General features: G+C 52.7%; 16 protein-coding genes. 12 read left to right on the top strand and 4 right to left on the bottom strand.

Going from position 1 to position 19,374, the window contains the following annotated elements:
• Positions 1-289: 289 nt before the first annotated feature.
• Positions 290-1,702 (bottom strand): sensor histidine kinase, encoded by a 1,413-nt coding sequence (locus OGY18_RS00315; protein ID WP_057067654.1) that lies wholly within the window; start codon positions 1,700-1,702, stop codon positions 290-292.
• Positions 1,689-2,363 (bottom strand): transcriptional regulator TctD, encoded by a 675-nt coding sequence (tctD, locus tag OGY18_RS00310; protein WP_003826032.1) that lies wholly within the window; start codon positions 2,361-2,363, stop codon positions 1,689-1,691. The genes OGY18_RS00315 and tctD overlap by 14 nt, the downstream gene beginning before the upstream one ends.
• Positions 2,364-2,516: 153 nt before the next feature.
• On the opposite strand from tctD, the gene OGY18_RS00305 reads away from it, so the two are divergent.
• Genes OGY18_RS00305 through OGY18_RS00295 form a run of 3 tightly spaced genes read left to right on the top strand, consistent with a single transcriptional unit; the run spans position 2,517 to position 5,468 of the window.
• Positions 2,517-3,494: a Bug family tripartite tricarboxylate transporter substrate binding protein gene (locus tag OGY18_RS00305; RefSeq protein WP_286551171.1), complete on the top strand. Its 978-nt coding sequence runs from the start codon at positions 2,517-2,519 to the stop codon at positions 3,492-3,494.
• Positions 3,495-3,508: 14 nt separating this feature from the next.
• Positions 3,509-3,943 carry a tripartite tricarboxylate transporter TctB family protein gene (locus tag OGY18_RS00300; RefSeq protein ID WP_100247225.1) on the top strand — a complete coding sequence of 145 codons (435 nt, stop codon included), beginning with the start codon at positions 3,509-3,511 and terminating at the stop codon, positions 3,941-3,943.
• Between the two features lie 10 nt (positions 3,944-3,953).
• A complete protein-coding gene (locus OGY18_RS00295) occupies positions 3,954-5,468 on the top strand; it encodes a tripartite tricarboxylate transporter permease (protein WP_003826025.1) in 1,515 nt (504 codons plus the stop codon).
• Positions 5,469-5,559: 91 nt separating this feature from the next.
• Here OGY18_RS00295 and OGY18_RS00290 read toward each other — a convergent pair whose 3' ends face one another.
• Positions 5,560-6,450: a LysR substrate-binding domain-containing protein gene (locus OGY18_RS00290; RefSeq protein ID WP_286551170.1), complete on the bottom strand. Its 891-nt coding sequence runs from the start codon at positions 6,448-6,450 to the stop codon at positions 5,560-5,562.
• Positions 6,451-6,548: 98 nt separating this feature from the next.
• Here OGY18_RS00290 and OGY18_RS00285 point away from each other — a divergent pair, with 98 nt between their 5' ends.
• Positions 6,549-7,151 carry a short chain dehydrogenase gene (locus OGY18_RS00285; protein ID WP_279275562.1) on the top strand — a complete coding sequence of 201 codons (603 nt, stop codon included), beginning with the start codon at positions 6,549-6,551 and terminating at the stop codon, positions 7,149-7,151.
• 56 nt (positions 7,152-7,207) lie between these two features.
• Here the strand turns inward: OGY18_RS00285 and OGY18_RS00280 are convergent, their stop codons facing one another.
• Positions 7,208-9,382, bottom strand: coding sequence for an extracellular solute-binding protein (locus tag OGY18_RS00280; protein WP_149281771.1), 2,175 nt, complete (start codon positions 9,380-9,382; stop codon positions 7,208-7,210).
• 336 nt (positions 9,383-9,718) lie between these two features.
• Here OGY18_RS00280 and OGY18_RS00275 point away from each other — a divergent pair, with 336 nt between their 5' ends.
• The 8 genes from OGY18_RS00275 to gabP all read left to right on the top strand — a co-directional run bounded on the left by OGY18_RS00275 (position 9,719) and on the right by gabP (position 19,368).
• Complete coding sequence (locus OGY18_RS00275) at positions 9,719-10,543, top strand: MBL fold metallo-hydrolase (protein WP_286551166.1); 825 nt, start codon at positions 9,719-9,721, stop codon at positions 10,541-10,543.
• 11 nt (positions 10,544-10,554) lie between these two features.
• A complete protein-coding gene (locus tag OGY18_RS00270) occupies positions 10,555-11,790 on the top strand; it encodes an MFS transporter (RefSeq protein WP_043017297.1) in 1,236 nt (411 codons plus the stop codon).
• A 31-nt stretch (positions 11,791-11,821) separates the two neighbouring features.
• Positions 11,822-12,535, top strand: coding sequence for an MgtC/SapB family protein (locus OGY18_RS00265; RefSeq protein WP_123268103.1), 714 nt, complete (start codon positions 11,822-11,824; stop codon positions 12,533-12,535).
• Between the two features lie 240 nt (positions 12,536-12,775).
• Positions 12,776-13,753: a glutarate dioxygenase GlaH gene (gene glaH / locus OGY18_RS00260; RefSeq protein ID WP_003826020.1), complete on the top strand. Its 978-nt coding sequence runs from the start codon at positions 12,776-12,778 to the stop codon at positions 13,751-13,753.
• Positions 13,754-13,770: 17 nt separating this feature from the next.
• A complete protein-coding gene (lhgD, locus tag OGY18_RS00255; RefSeq protein ID WP_286551165.1) occupies positions 13,771-15,039 on the top strand; it encodes an L-2-hydroxyglutarate dehydrogenase in 1,269 nt (422 codons plus the stop codon).
• 23 nt (positions 15,040-15,062) lie between these two features.
• The gene (gabD, locus tag OGY18_RS00250; protein ID WP_286551163.1) at positions 15,063-16,511 is read left to right on the top strand and encodes an NADP-dependent succinate-semialdehyde dehydrogenase; all 1,449 of its coding nucleotides are present in this window, start codon (positions 15,063-15,065) and stop codon (positions 16,509-16,511) included.
• Positions 16,512-16,536: 25 nt separating this feature from the next.
• Complete coding sequence (gabT, locus tag OGY18_RS00245) at positions 16,537-17,820, top strand: 4-aminobutyrate--2-oxoglutarate transaminase (RefSeq protein WP_079938787.1); 1,284 nt, start codon at positions 16,537-16,539, stop codon at positions 17,818-17,820.
• 147 nt (positions 17,821-17,967) lie between these two features.
• The gene (gabP, locus tag OGY18_RS00240; protein ID WP_048225221.1) at positions 17,968-19,368 is read left to right on the top strand and encodes a GABA permease; all 1,401 of its coding nucleotides are present in this window, start codon (positions 17,968-17,970) and stop codon (positions 19,366-19,368) included.
• The last annotated feature ends 6 nt before the right edge of the window (positions 19,369-19,374 follow it).

Genomic DNA, 19,374 nt, shown 5'->3' with positions numbered 1-19,374 from the left:
ATGCAGTTGATATCAATAGAAGTTTTATCTACCTCAGCAAAAAAGATAACCTTTAAAAACATTATCGCTATTGACAGATAAAATCTCATGGTCTATGAAAAAGTGTTTTATGTATGATAAATTGCACAAAAGTATTGTTTCAGTGACGTTGAATCACTTTAGCGTTACTGTTTAATACAGTAATTAAAATAAAAACAGCTGCCTTAAGACAACATTTCAAATGATATTAATAATACAATTAATTACTTTTTATTATAATTAAACAACAAATATCATCACCATGAATACCTCATACGGTAACGCTTAAAAAGCGTACCTGAACCCTCAGCCCACCTAATGTCTCACTACGCGTTAGCTGAGGATGCGTGCGATGCAGGCGAGCAATATCATTGACCAGCGCCAGGCCGATCCCGGCGCCTGGGACATTGCCTACGTTATCAAGACGATGAAACGGTAGCAGAGCCTGATGAACCATCTGCTCATCTATGCCCGGTCCGCTATCTTCGACCACCAGCACCACGGCCTCTCCTTCTCGTTGCAGTCGGGCGGTCACCATCCCCTGTGACGGCGTGTATTTCAGTGCGTTATCCAGCAGATTCCCACACAGTTCACCGAGCAGCACTTCATCTCCCTCGACCCACACCGCGTCCTGTTCCCCTTCATAGCCCAGATCGATCCCTTTACTACGCGACTGCGCCAGTCGGGTAAAACAGCTGGTTTGCACCACCTCATACAGATTAACCGGCGAGAAATGCCTTTCCCCCTGCTCCTTGCGCTTCACCGCAGACAACTGCAACAGCCTCTCCGTCAGTTGAATGGTATTATCGAGCGTGCTACTCATGGCTTGTAAACTCTCATACCATTGCCGCGGTTCGGTGCTGGCGAGAGCCACCGATGCCTGAGTTTTCAGTACCGCTAACGGCGTTTTGAGCTGATGGGAAGCATCCGCGCTGAAGCGCTCCTGACGAGAGATCAGACCGCGAAGTCGGTCCAGATAACGGTTGAAAGCCACAATCAGCAGACGGGTTTCCGACCATGGCAGCAGTTCCGGCAGCGGCGTCAGCAGGCCTGGCTCACGACGCACCATCAGCGATGAAAGCTGGCGCATCGGGCGCAGCACCCGGCGCAGCAGCCAGCCAACCAGCACCAGCGTCAGCAGCACCAGTAGCCCTTGCGAAACCCACGAGGAAAACAGCAGCTGTCGCGCCAGATAGCGCCGCGATTGCAGCGTTTCGGCAACATAAATCTCCGCCATGCCGACAATGCCGCCTTCGTTGACGGGCTGCAGCAGACGCGCCACGCGGATTGCCTCACCGCGATATTCAGTGTGATAAAACCATGCCAGCGCCGGATAAAGCCGCGTGCGCGAGGTAGCTGGCGGCATCGCCGGTAAATCGTCATAACCAGAGATAACCTTCCCCGCCGGATCAACCACTTTGTAGTACAGTCGGTCATTCATATTCAATTCAAAGCTGTCCAGCACCACCCATGGCACGTTCACTTCCAGCTGTTTATTGCGCACCACCAGCCGCTCGGAAACGGTCCTGGCGGATGAAAGGAGCGTGCGGTCATACGCCTGGGTCGCCGCCTGTAGCGCACTGACATAGCTGTTAAATGCCGACAGACCCCACAGCAACATTAGCGGCAAGCCCAGAAACATCAGCAGTTGCAGGTACAACGATTGGGGTTTAACCCACTTCATCGCTACGCTCCAGCACATAGCCCAGACCACGCAGCGTAGCAATACGCACATCGCTTCCCTGTAGCTTTTTGCGCAAACGATGGATATACAGCTCAATGCTTTCGGGACTAACCTCATCACTCAGGCTGAAGACCTGCTCAAACAACTGCTGACGTGAAACCGGCCGCAACCGACGGTACATCAGCACCGTCAACAGCGCCTGTTCACGTGGCGTGAGCGCCAACGGCTGCCCCTGCAACAGAAAATAGCCTTCATCGTGAAACGCCAGCTCCCCCAGTTGCTGTATGCCTTGCACCTGTCCCGCACTGCGACGCAGCAAGGCCCGCAGCCGGGCATCCAGTTCCTCGATTTCAAACGGCTTTGCCAGATAATCATCGGCTCCGACGTTCAACCCTTTCACCCTATCGGCCACCGCGCTACGCGCTGTCAGCAGCAGGACAGGAAGCGTCTGCCCGCGTTTGCGCAGCCGCTGAACGACTTCCAGACCATCCAGCCCCGGCATATTGATGTCCAGCACCGCCAGCGCATACGTTTCGCTATGTAAAAGATGGTCGGCTGCCAGGCCATCAAACACGCAGTCAACGGCAAAACCGTTTTGCACCAGCGCTTTCTCCAGCCAGTGAGCTAACTCACGGTTATCTTCCGCTAATAAGAGACGCATATCACATCCTGTAAAGTTTCTGCCGCATTGAAAGGGAATTGAAAGGTTAATGTTTTAACAATCACGCAACCGAACTGCTACACATCGGCTCACATAATCACAAAAATCTTCTTCCGTACCCGAAAATCCGGTTTTCCGGCGTGAGGATAAACAATGAAAAAACAGTTACTTCGTACCCTTACTGCAAGCATTTTATTGATGAGTACCTCTGTACTGGCGGAACAAGCGCCATCGCGCACTGAATGTATCGCCCCTGCTAAACCCGGCGGCGGTTTCGATCTCACCTGTAAGTTGATTCAGGTGAGCATGATGGAAACCGGCGCTATCGAAAAACCGATGCGCGTCACCTACATGCCCGGTGGCGTTGGTGCCGTGGCCTATAACGCGATCGTCGCTCAACGCCCGGCTGAAGCGGGAACCGTAGTGGCCTTCTCCGGCGGCTCACTGCTGAACCTGTCACAGGGCAAGTTTGGTCGCTACGGCGCGGATGATGTCCGCTGGCTGGCAAGTGTGGGTACCGACTACGGCATGATTGCCGTACGCCAGGACTCACCGTGGAAAACGCTGAAAGATCTGCTGACGGCAATGGAGAAAGACCCTAACAGCGTGGTCATTGGTGCAGGTGCCTCTATCGGTAGCCAGGACTGGATGAAGTCGGCACTGCTGGCGCAAAAAGCCAATGTCGATCCACACAAGATGCGCTATGTGGCCTTTGAAGGCGGTGGCGAGCCGGTTACCGCACTGATGGGCAATCACGTGCAGGTGGTTTCCGGCGATCTCAGTGAGATGGTGCCTTACCTCAGCGGCGACAAAATCCGCGTGCTCGCGGTGTTCTCTGATGAACGCCTGCCGGGACAGTTAGCCAACGTGCCAACCGCCAAAGAGCAGGGTTATGACCTCGTGTGGCCTATCATTCGTGGCTTCTACGTTGGGCCAAAAGTCAGCGACGCCGAGTATCAGTGGTGGGTTGATGCCTTTAACAAACTCCAGCAGACCGATGAGTTTAAAAAGCAGCGCGATCTGCGCGGCCTGTTTGAATTCAACATGAGTGGCAAACAGCTCGACGACTACGTGAAAAAGCAGGTCACGGATTATCGTGAGCAGGCGAAAGCCTTCGGTCTGGCGAAGTAAACGCAGAGGCAAAGATGATGAGCGATCGTATTTTCGCAGGTATCTGGCTGTTGCTCTGCATAGCCGGGCTGTTCGTGGCCTGGCAAATCAGCAGCGAATACAGCTATGAACCCGTAGGGCCGCGTCCCTTCCCGCTTGGCATTATCGGTCTGATGTTGGTCTGTGCCGTGGCGCTGCTGTTGCGCCATCCGGACACCATCAGTTGGCCCCGTCGCCACGTGCTGCAAAAGCTGCTGACGATGGTCATTGTTCTGTTGATGTACGCCTGGGGTTTTGAGTGGCTCGGTTTTCCCATCGCCACCGCCATTCTCACCGTGGTGATTGGCATGCTGTTCGGTGCAACCATCCCGGCTGCGGGTATTTCCGGCGCGGTGCTCGGCATTCTGCTGTGGTATGCCTTTGACCGACTGCTTGACGTCACCTTACCACTCGGCGCCTGGCTGGGTTAACGGAGAAACGATGGATACCTGGATTTATCTTTCTCAGGGTTTCGCGGTGGCAATGACACCGGAAAACCTGGTCATCGCCTTGATAGGCTGTTTTGTCGGCACCATTGTGGGTTTGCTGCCCGGCCTTGGGCCGATCAACGGCGTGGCGATCCTGCTTCCGCTGGCCTTTGCTTTGCATCTGCCCGCAGAATCCGCGCTGATCCTGCTGGCTACAGTCTACATAGGCTGTGAATATGGCGGGCGCATCTCCTCCATCCTGTTGAATGTTCCCGGCGATGCGGCGGCGATTATGACCGCGCTGGATGGTTACCCGATGGCGCAGCAAGGACGCGGTGGCGTGGCGCTCTCTATCTCGGCGGTTAGCTCTTTCTTTGGTTCGCTTATCGCCATCGGCGGCATCATTCTGTTTGCCCCGGCGTTAGCCCAATGGTCGCTGGCCTTCGGTCCGGCGGAATACTTTGCCTTAATGGTTTTCGCCATTGCCTGTCTCGGCAGCATGATGGCGCAAAATCCGCTGAAATCATTTCTGGCAGCGCTTATCGGTCTCGGACTTGCGACCGTCGGCGTAGACGCCAACACCGGGGTTTATCGCTTTACTTTTGACAGTGTCCATCTCTCTGACGGTGTGCAGTTTATCGTGGTGGTGATTGGGCTGTTCTCTGTCTCTGAAATACTGTTAATGCTGGAACATACCAGCAGTGGCCAGACGCTGGTGCGCAAAACGGGCCGCATGTTGTTCAACGCCAAAGAAGGCGCACAGTGCGTAGGGGCCACCCTGCGTTCATCAGTGATTGGCTTTTTCGTCGGCGTTCTGCCTGGCGCTGGCGCCACCATTGCCAGTGCCATCACCTACATGACCGAGAAAAAGCTCAGCGGCAACAGCGACAGCTTTGGCAAGGGGGATATTCGCGGCGTTGCGGCGCCAGAAGCCGCCAATAACGCTTCGGCCTGCGGCTCTTTTATTCCGATGCTGACGCTCGGCGTGCCGGGCTCCGGTACCACGGCGGTGATGATGGGCGCGCTAACGCTGTACAACATCACCCCGGGTCCAGCCATGTTTACCGAGCAGCCGGATATCGTTTGGGGGCTGATTGCAGCGCTGCTGATTGCTAACGTAATGCTGCTGGTGATGAACATTCCACTGATCGGTCTGTTTACCCGCATGCTGACCATCCCGCTGTGGTTTTTGGTACCGGCTATCGCGGCAGTTTCCGCAGTTGGCGTGTACGCCGTTCACAGCACCACCTTCGATTTGGTATTGATGGTCGCCCTCGGCGTGCTGGGCTACATCCTGCGTAAAATGCACTTCCCAATGTCGCCATTGATTCTGGGCTTCGTTCTCGGGGAAATGCTGGAGCAGAACCTGCGCCGGGCGTTGTCTATCAGTAACGGCAGTATGGATATTCTGTGGGCCAGCGGCGTGGCGAAAGTGCTGCTGGTGATGGCGGTACTGGTTATCGTGGTCCCGCCAGTGCTGCGCATGATCCGTAAACGCAACAGCAAACCGCAGGTGGATATCGGCTAACAAATTGCCGGATGGCGGCGCTATTGCGCCCTATCCGGCCTACGATTAATCACCACCGTAGGCCGGATAAGCGCAGCGCCATCCGGCATTTTCATCTTAATTCCTGGACAGCACTAAGAACGTGCTCGACAAACCGCGTTAGTTTCGGCAACGGACGCAAATCCTGTCGCCACAGCAAATGGATCGGCCGCGGCTGTGGCGTAAATCCTTCCAGAATACGAACCAACTTGCCAGTAGCCAGCTCTTCTGCCAACAGCACCTCTGGTTGCAATAACAACCCAGCCCCCGCTACCGCCGCCATACGCAGGCCATGACCATCGTTACAGCGCAGGATCGCATCGCGCTTCCATCTGACCTCCCCCGTCACGCCAGGCAGTATCCACTCGTTGCGAGCCGTCCACACGGTATGGGACAGGCACAGATGATCCACCAGATCCGCGGGCGTCCGGGGAGTGCCATGGCGGGCAAGATATTCTGGCGAAGCACAAATTGCCATACGGTAGGGACACAGGTATTTCGCCACCACGTCTGTCTGATGGATATCGCCAATGCGGATCGCCAGATCGACACCTTCATTCACCAGATCAACCATCCGGTTGGTGAGATCCAGTTCAATACGCACCTCTGGCCAGGTCTGTAAAAACGCAGCGGCCAGCGGCGAGATCACGCAAGCGCCAAAAGAAGTGGGCGCGCTAATGCGCAGCGTCCCCGCAGGTGCCAGCCGCAGACGTTCTACTGAACGTTCGGCTATCGCTACTTGCTCCAGCACGCGACGGGCTTCTTCAAAATAGACGCGTCCGGCATCGGTCAGATTCTGGCGGCGCGTATTGCGCTCCAGCAAACGCGTGCCGAGCTGCGCTTCCAGTTGGGTGATATATTTTCCCACCATCACCGCAGACATCTCGAGCCTCGTCGCCGCAGAAGTAAAGCTCCCGCTCTCCACCACGGCGACAAACGTTTCCATGCCGCGCAGTTTATCCATATTACAAACCCCTGGTTAGTAATCATCTAACTTTTAGCCAGTTTATCTGATTTCATTTTCATTAAAGAATAGCGGCTCACACTATTGCGGAGGTGGTTATGAAAATCGTCATTATTGGTGCCAGTGGTACAGTGGGTCGCGCAGTTACTCAAGCATTGAGCCATAAACATGAGGTGGTCCGCGTGGGTCGTACTCAGGGTGATTACCAGGTCGATATCACCTCGCAGGAGAGTGTCGAGGCCTTGTTTGAAAAAGTCGGTCGGGTAGATGCGATCGTTTCCGCCACCGGCAATCTGTTCTTTGGGCCGCTGTCGACAATGACCGACCAGGACTTTAACCAGGGGCTTCAGGATAAACTGTTAGGCCAGATTCGTCTGGCATTAACCGGGCAGCATTTTCTCAATGATGGCGGCTCAATTACGCTCATTAGCGGCATTATCGCCCAAGAGCCCATCGCACAGGGAGCGAATGCGGCAACGATCAATGCCGGGCTGGAAGGATTTGTTCGCGCCGCGGCCTGTGAACTAGGCCATGGTCAACGCATTAACCTGATAAGTCCGACCGTGCTGAGTGAATCCGCCGAAGCTTACGACAGTTTCTTCCCGGGCTTTGAAAGTGTCCCCGCCGCCACCGTCGCCAACGCCTATCGCCGCAGTGTGGAAGGCATCCAGACCGGGCGTATTTATAAAGTCGGTTACTGATAAAAGCATTACCTTGCCTCTTACATCATCAGTAAGAGGCAAGCCGCTGCCTATTTTCAGGCACCCGTTTCGTTTCTTATTCGCGCATTGATATATTCCACGGCCTGAGTGACATCCATAATGCCGTTAATTGCATTCGTCACACCTTGCCCGATGATAATCTCTGCCTGCCGCAGGTTGAAAGGTTCACCTTTACTTCCCTCAGACTCCCTTATTCCCGTCATGCCTTTTTCATTCAATAAATTAAACCACGGGTAGAGATTGAGAACGTTTTGATCGTGACATATTCCAGACCAGGCGCTATTTCCTCCCAGCAAAACCAGATGGCGCGCAATTTCATCGGAATAAAGCCAATGAAAGAACTGCTCAACCTGTTTTTTCTTTTTACTGTAGCGGGACATTCCAATGGAACCGCCCCCCAATTGTGGAAGTTGCCCCGGAACGGGAGCATAGCCAATAGTGGGCGCTATGGCCGTATGCGCCACATCGTTAAACAAATTGAGATACATGATCAGCATGGCAAGATTTCCACGCTCAAACTGTTTTACCGCGTCACTCCACCACTCACCGGGCAAATTCACGGCGATAGAAAGCTGTTGTAGATATTGTTCGAGTGCAGTTGCGGCAAGTGAAGGCTCGAGTTGTACCGGCTCGCCTTCACGCACCAAACGCCCACCGAGTGCGTAGTAACGCAGCAGATACTCGGTAGCAATAAGCCCCGAGCTTCCCAGCGTCACCGCTGTTCCCATCGGGCGCTGCCTGTTTTCTGGCTGATGTATTTGACTAAAGAAAGCCGCTATCTCATCAAATTGCGCAAAGCTTTCTGGCAGCGTTAACTCTTTTCCCGTTGCTTCATAAAACATCCGTTTAATCGTCGCGTCTTCAAACAGATCTCGTCGATAAAACAGAAGCTGCATACTGGCATCGAAGGGTATTGCCCATGCCGTCCCATTCACCATGCTGAAGTGGTGTTGAATTTGCTCAGAGAAATTTTCCAACAGCAACGGAAGCTCAGAAGAGACGGATTCCAGCGGCAATAATACTTTCTCTGCAAACCAGGGAAAACACGCCATATCGATTCGCAGTAAATCGTAATAAGGATGTAGATGAAGATGGGAGAGGATTTCAAAAACTTCATCATAGGGATAAACCGCCAGATTAACCTTAATACCGGTCTGGCGATAAAAGTGGGGTAACAGTTTCTTCAACGCATCAGTCGAAGGACTCGGTAAAATTAACATATTCAGCGTCGCCTCTGTTTCAGGCGGCGGCACGTACTGACCATTCCAGGAAAAACCGCAATTCGTCAGAATACGATGCTTTTCTTTACTTTTGGGCAGGCGAATACTGGAGGCAATAGTTGTCCCCAAGCGACCATAATCCATCTGGTAGCTTGTGATCCCGTCGAAGGATGCAGGGAGATTATCACTCAGTTGCAATATCGGCGGGCAGGACTGGGAGCTTCCAAACCAGGCTGCTTGCGTCAGTGCTCGCGTTCTCTCAGAGTCCTGGACAATAAACAGATCGGGAATTGCCCCGCGAAAAAAGTCAAAAGCGACGGTGTTAGCTTCACTGGCATGTGCAGGTAAAATCGTTAGCTTCGTATGCGGACTTAATTCCCGGCAGGTTTCCTGTATCGCCTGAGTAAAGCTCGCGCTATGAGAAAATTCCAGACGTTCGCAGAAAATACCAATATGGCCCGGCTGCTGCGCCAGCGCCCTCCTCGCTATTTCTTCGCCTGCAGTCACATAGTCAAGACTAAAATAACAAACTGCGCCGACAGGCTGGCGATATGCAAACAGAATATTTTCTGGGGAGAGCCTGAGCAAGTCGTAATAGGGCTGACTGTCATTCAGGCAACTGACCGAGACAACTGCCTGGTAAGACTTTGCCGCCAGCGTTTGCAGAATCTCCAGCTCAAGATTGGGCAGATCGTTGGTCAGGTAAAGATCAATTGGTTCGCTTAATGAAGGCTGCCAAACCTGATGCAATCCCCGATAGAGTTGAAAGTACTGTTCGGCATTGATGTCAGGCAGAATCAATGCCACTCCCTGACTTTTGCTGGCTCTTAACGATTGCGCCTGCGCATTCAACTGATAGCCAACTTCTCGGGCTGCACGTTGAACCGCTTCAATCTTCTCGACGCTTACGTTCCCTCTGCCATTGAGCACATTCGAGACAGTCCCATGCGACACACCGGCAATTCTTGCTATGTCTTTGATAGTTGGCATTTTTACATCCTTCCCCTAATGCTTTGATGCTAGCACGACGCTCATTAGGAAACTATCTTCAGCACTTAAATTTGAACGTTACAATATTAAAAAGTGCATTTTATAAACATGTCATCATAAAAGACTGACGCTATTGATAGACTCCCTTCATAACATAAAAACATTAACATAATGAAATATAAGTATAAATTTTATAATATTTGAAGATGATCACTTCTGAAGCAAAAGATCGTTGTTCATATAAAACGCCGGAATCATAATTGACACGTTCCAATTACGTTTTATTGCATTAACGCCTAAAAAAACAACAATTGCATTTGTCATTAAGAGGGAAACATGAAGATTCATTTTCTGGGAACCGCTGCATCTGAAGGGATCCCCAATCCTTTTTGCCGTTGTGAGCACTGCCAGCAAGCCCGCATTCGTAAAGGCAAAGACTTGCGCACACACTCTTCAGCGATTATCGACGATGAACTGCTAATTGACGTGGCACCTGAATTCAGCCAACAACTGCTGCGAGATGGCCTGGACGCAACAGAGATCAGATCGCTATTGTTCACACATACTCATCCCGATCATTTCAACGTCGGCGATCTTTTTAGCCGGATGGAAGGGTATGGATTCGAAATTACTCATCCACTGCACATTTTTGGTAACGACCGTGCAATTAACGGTGCCGCTGAAGTGCTGCCAGGCTACAGCGCTGAAAGATTTGCTTTTCATTGCCTGGTTCCCTTCGTGACCGTTGAAACTCGCGGATACCGCATCACTCCGCTGCTGGCTAACCATGCCAAGTGGGAGCTTTGTTATACCTGGTTTATCGAAAAAGAAGGCCAGTCAATTTTCTACGGACATGATTCAGGCTGGTTTCCTGAGCTCACATGGCAGTGGCTGAAAGGGAAAAAAATCGATCTGGCTGTCCTGGAATGCACCTACGGTTTTAATGGTGATAATCGTACGAATAACCACATGAGCCTGGAAACCGTCTTCGCCGCCAGAGATAGGCTTGCGGAACTCGGTTGCCTTGAGAAAAATAGCCAACTTATCGTCTCGCATATTTCACACAGCGGAGGTCTGCTGCACGACGATCTCGTTGCGGCATGCGATAAAGAAAACATTCTTGTCGCCTGGGACGGGTTTAACCTGAGCATCAACCAATAAGGATATTCAATATGGACCTTAATAAAACACCACGCCTGTTGATTATGATGTTCATACAATATTTCATGCAGGGTGCCTGGAATATGACCATGGGGCTGGTATTGAGCACCTATGGTATGGCGACAATTATTGGCTCATCCTATGCTTTGCTTGGCCTGGCGACTATTCTTTCCCCGCTATTTATTGGCATGGTCGCCGACCGCTTTTTTTCGTCACAAAAAGTCATGGCGATCCTGCATTTAATTAATGCTGGTGTACTGTTGTTTGTTCCGCAATTTATTGAGGCACAAAACACAGGTATGACGTTAACCATGATTTTCCTTGTTGGTCTGCTGTTTTATCCTACAACTGCGCTGGCGAACAGTATCAGTTTCAGCCACATTAACGGGGTAAAATACTTCCCATTTATTCGTGTATTCGGCACATTTGGCTTTATGGTCATCGGCTTTATCATTGGTGAAATGGGTTATTCTGGAAATACCATCACCTGGTATATTGCGTCGGCTTCCGGTGTCGTTCTCGGCCTGTACTGTTTTACGTTGCCAAATACCCCACCGAAAGCAAAAGGAAGCGTGTTTACGCTTCGCGATCTGTTGTGTCTGGATGCTCTGGCGCTTTTCAAAGACCGCAGTTTCTCGGTTTTGATGCTCAGTATTTTTGTCCTGATGATCCCCAAAACGGCTTATTCCGCCTATATCCCGGTTTTTTTAAAAGCGCTTGGATTCGATAACGCCGCCTCAATGATGCAGGTTGGCATCGCCTGTGAAGTCATTTTCATGTTCCTGCTGTCGTTCTTCTTACTAAAAGCTGGCTTCAAAATCACACTGATGTTAGGCGCAGTTTGCTGGATTATCCGCACACTATTATTTGCTAATGCCTCGCTGGATGCCAACATGATGTTTGTGCTGATCGGCCTGATGTTACAAGGGTTCTGCTGGGACTTTTTCTTTACCGTGGGCGACATTTATGTTGACCGTAAAGCAGCGCCAGAGATTAAAGCACAAGCCCAAAGCCTGCGATTTATCGTCTCCAACGGCGTTGGTCTGCTATTTGCCTCCACCGTATGCGGGCAAATCTTTAACAACACCGTGACGGAACAAGGTCCAGAGGCGTTACCACAATGGGAGACATTCTGGCTAGTTTCAGCAGGCGTTGCCGCAGTGGTCAGCGTATTCTTCCTGATTTTCTTCCGGGACGATATTTCGAAACGCAAAACGGACCTCACATTGAAAAAAGCAAACTCCTGATCGTTAAAGACTCTCTCATTAAGGTAATTGCATGAATAATCTGGCCGCCATCATCAATGAGCAAGGATTGTTGCCTTTAACTACGATCATCAAAATCAGCATTGCATTTATTCTGGGTGGCATTATTGGCCTGGAAAGAGAATCGAAAGGGAAACCGGTCGGCTTCAAAACCTGCGTTATTTTATCCGTAGCCAGCTGTGTGTTAACTGTCGTATCAATACAATCTGCTGAATACTATGCTGAAATTTCGATGAATATCCGTAGCGATCCTATGCGCCTGGCGGCTCAGATTATCAGCGGCGTTGGTTTTCTCGGTGCGGGAGTCATTCTGCACCGACACGACGATGCTATCTCTGGGCTCACTACTGCAGCAATTGTCTGGGCATCTGCAGGGGTGGGAATCACCTGCGGAGCCGGATTTTATTTTCATGCAGTTTTTGCCACGGCTTTATTTTTATTAGCGATCAAACTAAGCCCATTCATTATTTTCTTACAGACCAGAAACCAGTTTCCCGGAAAAGTTAAAGTGCGGGTTATTCTTGATGAACGAGACGCTCTCGAAAGTCTGATAACCCGCATTCATCAACAGAAAAACATTATCGAAAACATCACGATCAGGGATATCAAGAAGGGCAAAATTGAGGTCAATCTCAAAATCGTAATTCGTCAAAAGATGACCTTGCCCGACTTATACCACGATCTGACCCATGTGGATCACGTCTGCGCCATCGCCCTGGAACACTAATACACCTTATCTTCCTCTTTAAAATCAGGGGTTTTCACCCCTGAAATAGCCACTCTGTATCCAACCAGCCCCTAAATCCTCACCATTCGTAATGTTAAATAATTGTTGCCTTTGATCACAAATAATAAACAAACAAGCTCATTCTGTGCGCGTTTTTCAAAAATGTAGATATTTTTAATTTATGGCTACGAAACGAGCTGCGCCATATCTCCCTGACAATCTACTGAGAGGAACGATTTGATGAACGCACTGACTGCCGTAAAACCGAACGCTGAAGATCCAGCCCAGCACTACAGCGGTTTCACGCTGAAACCGTCAGCCCAATCCCCACGCCTGCTGGAGCTGACTTTTTCTGCTGAGACCACTGAGCAATTTCTGCAGGCCGTTGCGCAGTGGCCGGTTCAGGCGCTGGAATACAAATCCTTCTTGCGCTTCAAAGTGGGCAAAATCCTCGACGACCTGTGCGGCAATCAGTTACAGCCCCTGCTGCTGAAAACCCTGCTCGATCGTGCCGAAGGCGCACTGCTAATCAATGCCGTTGGCGTAGACGACGTGGCGCAGGCGGAAGAGATGGTCAAGCTGGCAACGGCGGTAGCGCACCTCATCGGACGCTCTAATTTTGATGCGATGAGCGGTCAATATTACGCTCGTTTTGTGGTGAAAAACGTCGATAACTCAGACAGCTATCTGCGCCAGCCTCACCGAGTGATGGAATTGCACAACGACGGAACCTACCTCGAGGAAATCACCGATTACGTGCTGATGATGAAGATCGACGAGCAGAACATGACCGGCGGTAACTCGCTGCTACTGCACCTCGACGACTGGGAGCATCTGGAGCAGTACTTTACCCATCCTCTGGCGCGTCGCGCCATGCGCTTTGCCGCACCGCCAAGCAAAAACGTCAGTCAGGAAGTGTTCCATCCGGTATTTGACGTTGACCAGCAGGGCCGCCCGGTAATGCGCTACATCGACCAGTTCGTCCAGCCAAAAGACTATGAAGAAGGCGTCTGGCTGAGTGACCTGTCCGATGCGCTGGAAACCAGCAAGAGCATTATTTCCGTTCCGGTTTCAGTAGGTAAATTCCTGCTGATCAACAACCTGTTCTGGCTGCACGGGCGCGATCGTTTCACTTCGCATCCGGACTTGCGCCGCGAACTGATGCGCCAGCGTGGTTATTTTGCGTACGCGACAAACCACTACCAGACCCATCAGTAAGCGCGAAGGAAAAGCGGATGTATGATTTTGTGATTATTGGCGGCGGCATTATCGGCATGTCGACCGCCATGCAATTGATTGATGTCTATCCGGACGCCAAAATCGCGCTACTGGAAAAAGAGCCCGGCCCGGCCTGCCACCAGACGGGCCATAACAGCGGCGTCATTCACGCCGGGGTCTATTACACCCCCGGCAGCCTGAAGGCTCAGTTTTGCCTGGCCGGAAATCGCGCCACAAAAGCCTTTTGCGACCAAAACGGCATCCGCTACGACGTCTGCGGAAAAATGCTGGTTGCCACCTCCACTCTGGAAATGGAGCGCATGCGCGCGCTTTGGGATCGCACCGCCGCTAACGGTCTGGAGCGCGAATGGCTGAATGCGCAGGAACTTCGCGAGCGTGAACCCAATATCACCGGACTGGGCGGCATTTTTGTCCCGTCGAGCGGGATTGTCAGCTACCGCGAAGTCACCGCCGCGATGGCGAAGATTTTCCAGGCCAAAGGCGGGGAGATTATTTACAACGCCGAGGTCAGCGCGCTGAAAGAGCATGCTGCGGGCGTGATTGTCCGTACCCGTCAGGGCCAGGAATATGAAGGCGCGACGCTGATTAGCTGTTCTGGCCTGATGGCGGACCGACTGGTAAAAATGCTCGGCGTTGAACCTGGCTTTATCATCTGTCCGTTCCGGGGCGAATATTTCCGCCTGGCGCCAGAACATAATCAGATAGTTAACCATTTGATCTACCCCATCCCCGATCCGGCGATGCCGTTTCTCGGCGTTCATCTGACCCGGATGATTGACGGCAGCGTCACCGTCGGCCCCAACGCGGTACTGGCATTTAAACGTGAAGGCTACCGTAAACGTGACTTCTCGCTCAGCGATACGCTGGAGATCCTCGGCTCTTCTGGTATTCGCCGCGTGCTGCAAAACAACCTGCGCTCAGGGCTTGGTGAAATGAAGAATTCGCTGTGCAAAAGCGGTTATCTGCGGCTGGTACAAAAGTACTGCCCGAGCCTGACGCTCAAGGATCTGCAACCGTGGCCTGCGGGCGTACGGGCACAGGCGGTATCACCTGATGGCAAGCTTATCGACGATTTTCTGTTTGTCACCACGCCACGCTCAATTCACACCTGTAACGCCCCTTCTCCGGCGGCAACGTCGGCGATCCCTATCGGCGCACATATTGTCAGCAAAGTTCATGCACTGCTGGAGAACCAGAGTAATCCCGGACGCACGCTGCGTGCGGCACGTAGCGTGGAGACATTACACGCCGCATTTACCCGTTAAACCGATTAAGACAGGAAGCAATCATGCAACTTAACGATCCAACCTTATTTCGCCAGCAGGCACTGATCGACGGCAACTGGCGTGACGCCAACAGCGGTGAGACCATCGCGGTAACCAATCCCGCCAACGGTCAGCAATTGGGTAGCGTACCTAAAATGGGGGCAGATGAAACCCGCGAAGCGATTAACGCCGCTAACCGCGCCTTACCGGCCTGGCGTGCGCTGACCGCCAAAGAGCGAGCCAATATCCTGCGCCGCTGGTTCAACCTGATGATTGAGCATCAGGACGATCTCGCCCACCTGATGACCCTGGAACAGGGTAAACCGCTGGCGGAGGCCAAAGGCGAAATCACCTATGCCGCCTCATTTATTGAGTGGTTTGCCGAAGAGGGCAAACGCATCTATGGCGATACGATCCCTGGTCATCAGGCCGATAAGCGTCTGATCGTCATCAAGCAGCCGATCGGCGTTACCGCCGCGATTACGCCGTGGAACTTCCCCTCAGCGATGATCACCCGTAAAGCCGGTCCGGCGCTGGCAGCAGGCTGTACGATGGTGCTTAAACCCGCCAGCCAGACTCCCTACTCCGCACTGGCGCTGGCAGAACTGGCTAATCGCGCCGGGATCCCGGCTGGCGTTTTCAGCGTGGTGACCGGTTCTGCGAGCGCGGTAGGTAACGAGCTGACCGGCAACCCGCTGGTGCGCAAGCTGTCATTTACAGGTTCAACCGAAATTGGCCGTCAGTTAATGCAGCAGTGTGCCAAAGACATCAAAAAGGTATCGCTGGAGCTGGGCGGCAATGCGCCGTTTATCGTCTTTGACGATGCCGATCTCGATAAAGCCGTGGAAGGTGCGCTGGCATCGAAGTTCCGTAACGCCGGGCAAACCTGCGTCTGCGCCAATCGCCTGTACGTGCAGGACGGCGTGTATGAGCGTTTTGCCGAAAAACTCCAGCAGGCGGTGAGCAAGCTGCATCTCGGCGATGGTCTGCAACCTGACGTCACCACCGGACCGCTGATCGACGAGAAAGCGGTTGCCAAAGTGCAGGAACACATCGCCGATGCTCTGGATAAAGGCGCACGCATTATCGCGGGCGGTAAACCTCACGCGCTCGGCGGTAACTTCTTCCAGCCCACCATTCTGGTGGATGTGCCAGATAACGCGAAGGTCGCCAAAGAAGAAACGTTCGGCCCGCTGGCTCCGCTGTTTCGTTTTAAAGACGAAGCTGACGTCATCGCTCAGGCCAACGACACCGAGTTTGGTCTGGCCGCCTATTTCTACGCCCGTGATTTGAGCCGCGTCTTCCGCGTTGGCGAAGCGCTGGAGTACGGCATCGTCGGGATTAACACCGGCATTATCTCCAACGAAGTCGCCCCGTTTGGTGGGATCAAAGCCTCCGGTCTTGGTCGTGAAGGATCGAAATACGGCATCGAAGATTACTTAGAAATCAAATATATGTGCATCGGCCTTTAATAAAATAAATACTGGAGAATACCTGATGAGCACCAACAAAGAACTAATGCAACGTCGTAGCAACGCCGTTCCCCGTGGCGTAGGACAGATCCACCCTATTTTTGCCGAGCGGGCAGAAAACTGTCGGGTTTGGGACGTTGAAGGCCGTGAATTCCTCGACTTTGCTGGCGGTATTGCGGTGCTGAACACCGGTCACCTGCATCCGCAGATCGTCTCTGCGGTAGAAGCGCAGTTGAAAAAGCTGTCTCATACCTGTTTCCAGGTGCTGGCCTATGAGCCGTACCTGGAGCTGTGCGAAATCATGAATAAGAAAGTGCCGGGTGATTTTGCCAAGAAAACCCTGCTGGTGACGACCGGTTCTGAAGCGGTGGAAAACGCGGTGAAAATCGCCCGCGCCGCCACCAAACGCACCGGTACGATCGCCTTCAGCGGTGCTTACCACGGCCGTACCCACTACACCTTGTCACTGACAGGGAAAGTGAACCCATACTCTGCCGGAATGGGGCTGATGCCGGGCCACGTGTATCGCGCGCTTTATCCTTGCCCACTGCACGGCATCAGTGAAGATGATGCTATCGCCAGCATTCACCGCATTTTCAAAAACGATGCCGCGCCAGAAGACGTCGCCGCCATCGTGATTGAACCCGTTCAGGGCGAAGGCGGCTTTTACGCGGCCTCTCCTTCCTTTATGCAACGGCTGCGCGCCATTTGTGACGAACACGGGATCATGCTGATTGCCGATGAAGTACAGAGCGGTGCGGGCCGCACCGGTACGCTGTTCGCCATGGAGCAGATGGGCGTTGCGCCCGATCTCACCACCTTCGCCAAATCCATCGCCGGAGGCTTCCCGCTGGCAGGCGTGACCGGGCGCGCCGAAGTCATGGACGCAATCCCACCGGGTGGTCTGGGCGGTACCTATGCCGGTAACCCAATTGCCTGTGCCGCCGCACTGGCAGTACTGAACATTTTCGAACAGGAAAATCTGCTGCAAAAAGCCAACGAGCTGGGACAAACCCTGCGCGAAGGCCTGCTGGCTATCGCGGAAACTCACCGCGAGATTGGCGACGTACGCGGGCTGGGCGCGATGATTGCTATCGAACTGTTCGAAGATGGCGATCACACGAAGCCAGACGCCAAACTGACTGCGGAAGTGGTGGCGCGTGCACGCGATAAAGGGCTGATCCTGCTCTCCTGCGGACCTTACTACAACGTGCTGCGCATTCTTGTCCCGCTGACCATTGAAGATGCGCAAATCCGCCAGGGGCTGGACATTATCGCCCAGTGTTTTGCCGAGGCAAAACAGGGTTAAACCCCCGAATAAAAACGGGAAATTGTAGGCCGGATAAAGCGCAAGCGCTGCCATCCGGCAATGTTGTGATGCCCGGTGGCGCTACGCTTACCGGGCCTACGGGTAAGGTGCAGGAAGCGACGTCAATAACAATAACGAGGTTTAAAGATGGGGCAAGTGTCACAATCACATGATTTAGGGGGCGGGCTGAAATCACGCCACGTCACCATGCTGTCTATTGCCGGGGTAATCGGCGCAAGTTTGTTCGTCGGTTCAAGCGTGGCGATTGCAGAAGCCGGTCCCGCAGTATTATTAGCCTATCTGTTCGCCGGATTGCTGGTGGTGATGATTATGCGCATGCTGGCCGAAATGGCCGTTGCTACCCCAGATACCGGTTCTTTTTCCACTTACGCCGATAAGGCCATCGGGCCGTGGGCAGGTTATACCATCGGCTGGCTATACTGGTGGTTCTGGGTGTTAGTTATCCCACTGGAAGCGAATATCGCCGCCATCATTTTGCACTCCTGGGTACCGGGCATTCCTATCTGGCTGTTTTCTCTGGTTATCACGCTGGCGTTAACCGGCAGTAATTTGCTGAGCGTCAAAAATTACGGTGAGTTCGAGTTCTGGCTGGCGCTGTGCAAAGTGATTGCCATTCTGGCGTTTATTACCCTCGGTGCGGCGGCGATTAGCGGTTTCTACCCTTATGCCGAGGTTAGCGGAGTTTCACGCCTGTGGGATCAGGGTGGCTTTATGCCCAACGGTTTTGGCGCCGTGATCAGCGCGATGTTAATCACCATGTTCTCCTTTATGGGTGCGGAGATAGTTACCATCGCCGCCGCCGAATCCGATACCCCGGATAAACATATCGTTCGCGCCACCAACTCGGTTATCTGGCGTATCTCTATCTTCTATCTGTGCTCTATTTTTGTGGTGGTGGCGCTGATCCCGTGGAACATGCCGGGACTGAAAGAAGTGGGTTCTTACCGCTCGGTACTGGAGCTACTGCATATCCCGCACGCGAAATTGATCATGGACTGCGTCATTTTGCTTTCGGTGACCAGCTGTCTTAACTCCGCGCTGTATACATCCTCGCGCATGCTCTACTCCCTGAGCCGCCGTGGCGATGCCCCCGCCTTTATGGGTAAAACGAACCGCAGCAAAACGCCTTATGTGGCGGTGCTACTGTCGACAGGTGCCGCGTTCCTCACCGTCATCGTCAACTATTACGCCCCGGCCAAAGTGTTTAAATTCCTGATCGACAGTTCCGGTGCCATCGCGCTGCTGGTCTATCTGGTCATTGCCGTTTCTCAACTGCGGATGCGCAAAATCCTGCTGGCGCGAGGCGGTGAAATTAAACTGAAAATGTGGCTCTATCCGTGGCTTACCTGGCTGGTCATCGCGTTTATTATCTTTGTGCTGGTGGTCATGCTGTTTCGCCCGGCCCAACAGCTGGAAGTTATCTCTACCGGGTTGTTAGCCATAGGAATTATTTGCACCGTGCCCATTATGTCACGCTGGAAAAAACTGCTATCGTGGCAAAAAGCACCATTGCAAAATACGCATTAAACCTGT

Source organism: Citrobacter sp. Cpo142, from assembly GCF_030332425.1.
GTDB lineage: Bacteria > Pseudomonadota > Gammaproteobacteria > Enterobacterales > Enterobacteriaceae > Citrobacter > Citrobacter portucalensis.
The sequence above is the reverse complement of the archived record's forward strand: the minus strand, read 5'-3'. Positions and strand labels throughout refer to the sequence as shown.

Coding starts and splice junctions, on each gene's coding strand:
- gabT (WP_079938787.1), top strand. CDS start 16,537: ATGAGCACCAACAAAGAACTAATGCAACGTCGTAGCAACGCCGTTCCC.
- lhgD (WP_286551165.1), top strand. CDS start 13,771: ATGTATGATTTTGTGATTATTGGCGGCGGCATTATCGGCATGTCGACC.
- OGY18_RS00315 (WP_057067654.1), bottom strand. CDS start 1,702: ATGAAGTGGGTTAAACCCCAATCGTTGTACCTGCAACTGCTGATGTTT.
- OGY18_RS00270 (WP_043017297.1), top strand. CDS start 10,555: ATGGACCTTAATAAAACACCACGCCTGTTGATTATGATGTTCATACAA.
- OGY18_RS00265 (WP_123268103.1), top strand. CDS start 11,822: ATGAATAATCTGGCCGCCATCATCAATGAGCAAGGATTGTTGCCTTTA.
- OGY18_RS00285 (WP_279275562.1), top strand. CDS start 6,549: ATGAAAATCGTCATTATTGGTGCCAGTGGTACAGTGGGTCGCGCAGTT.
- OGY18_RS00295 (WP_003826025.1), top strand. CDS start 3,954: ATGGATACCTGGATTTATCTTTCTCAGGGTTTCGCGGTGGCAATGACA.
- gabD (WP_286551163.1), top strand. CDS start 15,063: ATGCAACTTAACGATCCAACCTTATTTCGCCAGCAGGCACTGATCGAC.
- OGY18_RS00290 (WP_286551170.1), bottom strand. CDS start 6,450: ATGGATAAACTGCGCGGCATGGAAACGTTTGTCGCCGTGGTGGAGAGC.
- OGY18_RS00275 (WP_286551166.1), top strand. CDS start 9,719: ATGAAGATTCATTTTCTGGGAACCGCTGCATCTGAAGGGATCCCCAAT.
- gabP (WP_048225221.1), top strand. CDS start 17,968: ATGGGGCAAGTGTCACAATCACATGATTTAGGGGGCGGGCTGAAATCA.
- OGY18_RS00300 (WP_100247225.1), top strand. CDS start 3,509: ATGATGAGCGATCGTATTTTCGCAGGTATCTGGCTGTTGCTCTGCATA.
- tctD (WP_003826032.1), bottom strand. CDS start 2,363: ATGCGTCTCTTATTAGCGGAAGATAACCGTGAGTTAGCTCACTGGCTG.
- glaH (WP_003826020.1), top strand. CDS start 12,776: ATGAACGCACTGACTGCCGTAAAACCGAACGCTGAAGATCCAGCCCAG.
- OGY18_RS00305 (WP_286551171.1), top strand. CDS start 2,517: ATGAAAAAACAGTTACTTCGTACCCTTACTGCAAGCATTTTATTGATG.
- OGY18_RS00280 (WP_149281771.1), bottom strand. CDS start 9,382: ATGCCAACTATCAAAGACATAGCAAGAATTGCCGGTGTGTCGCATGGG.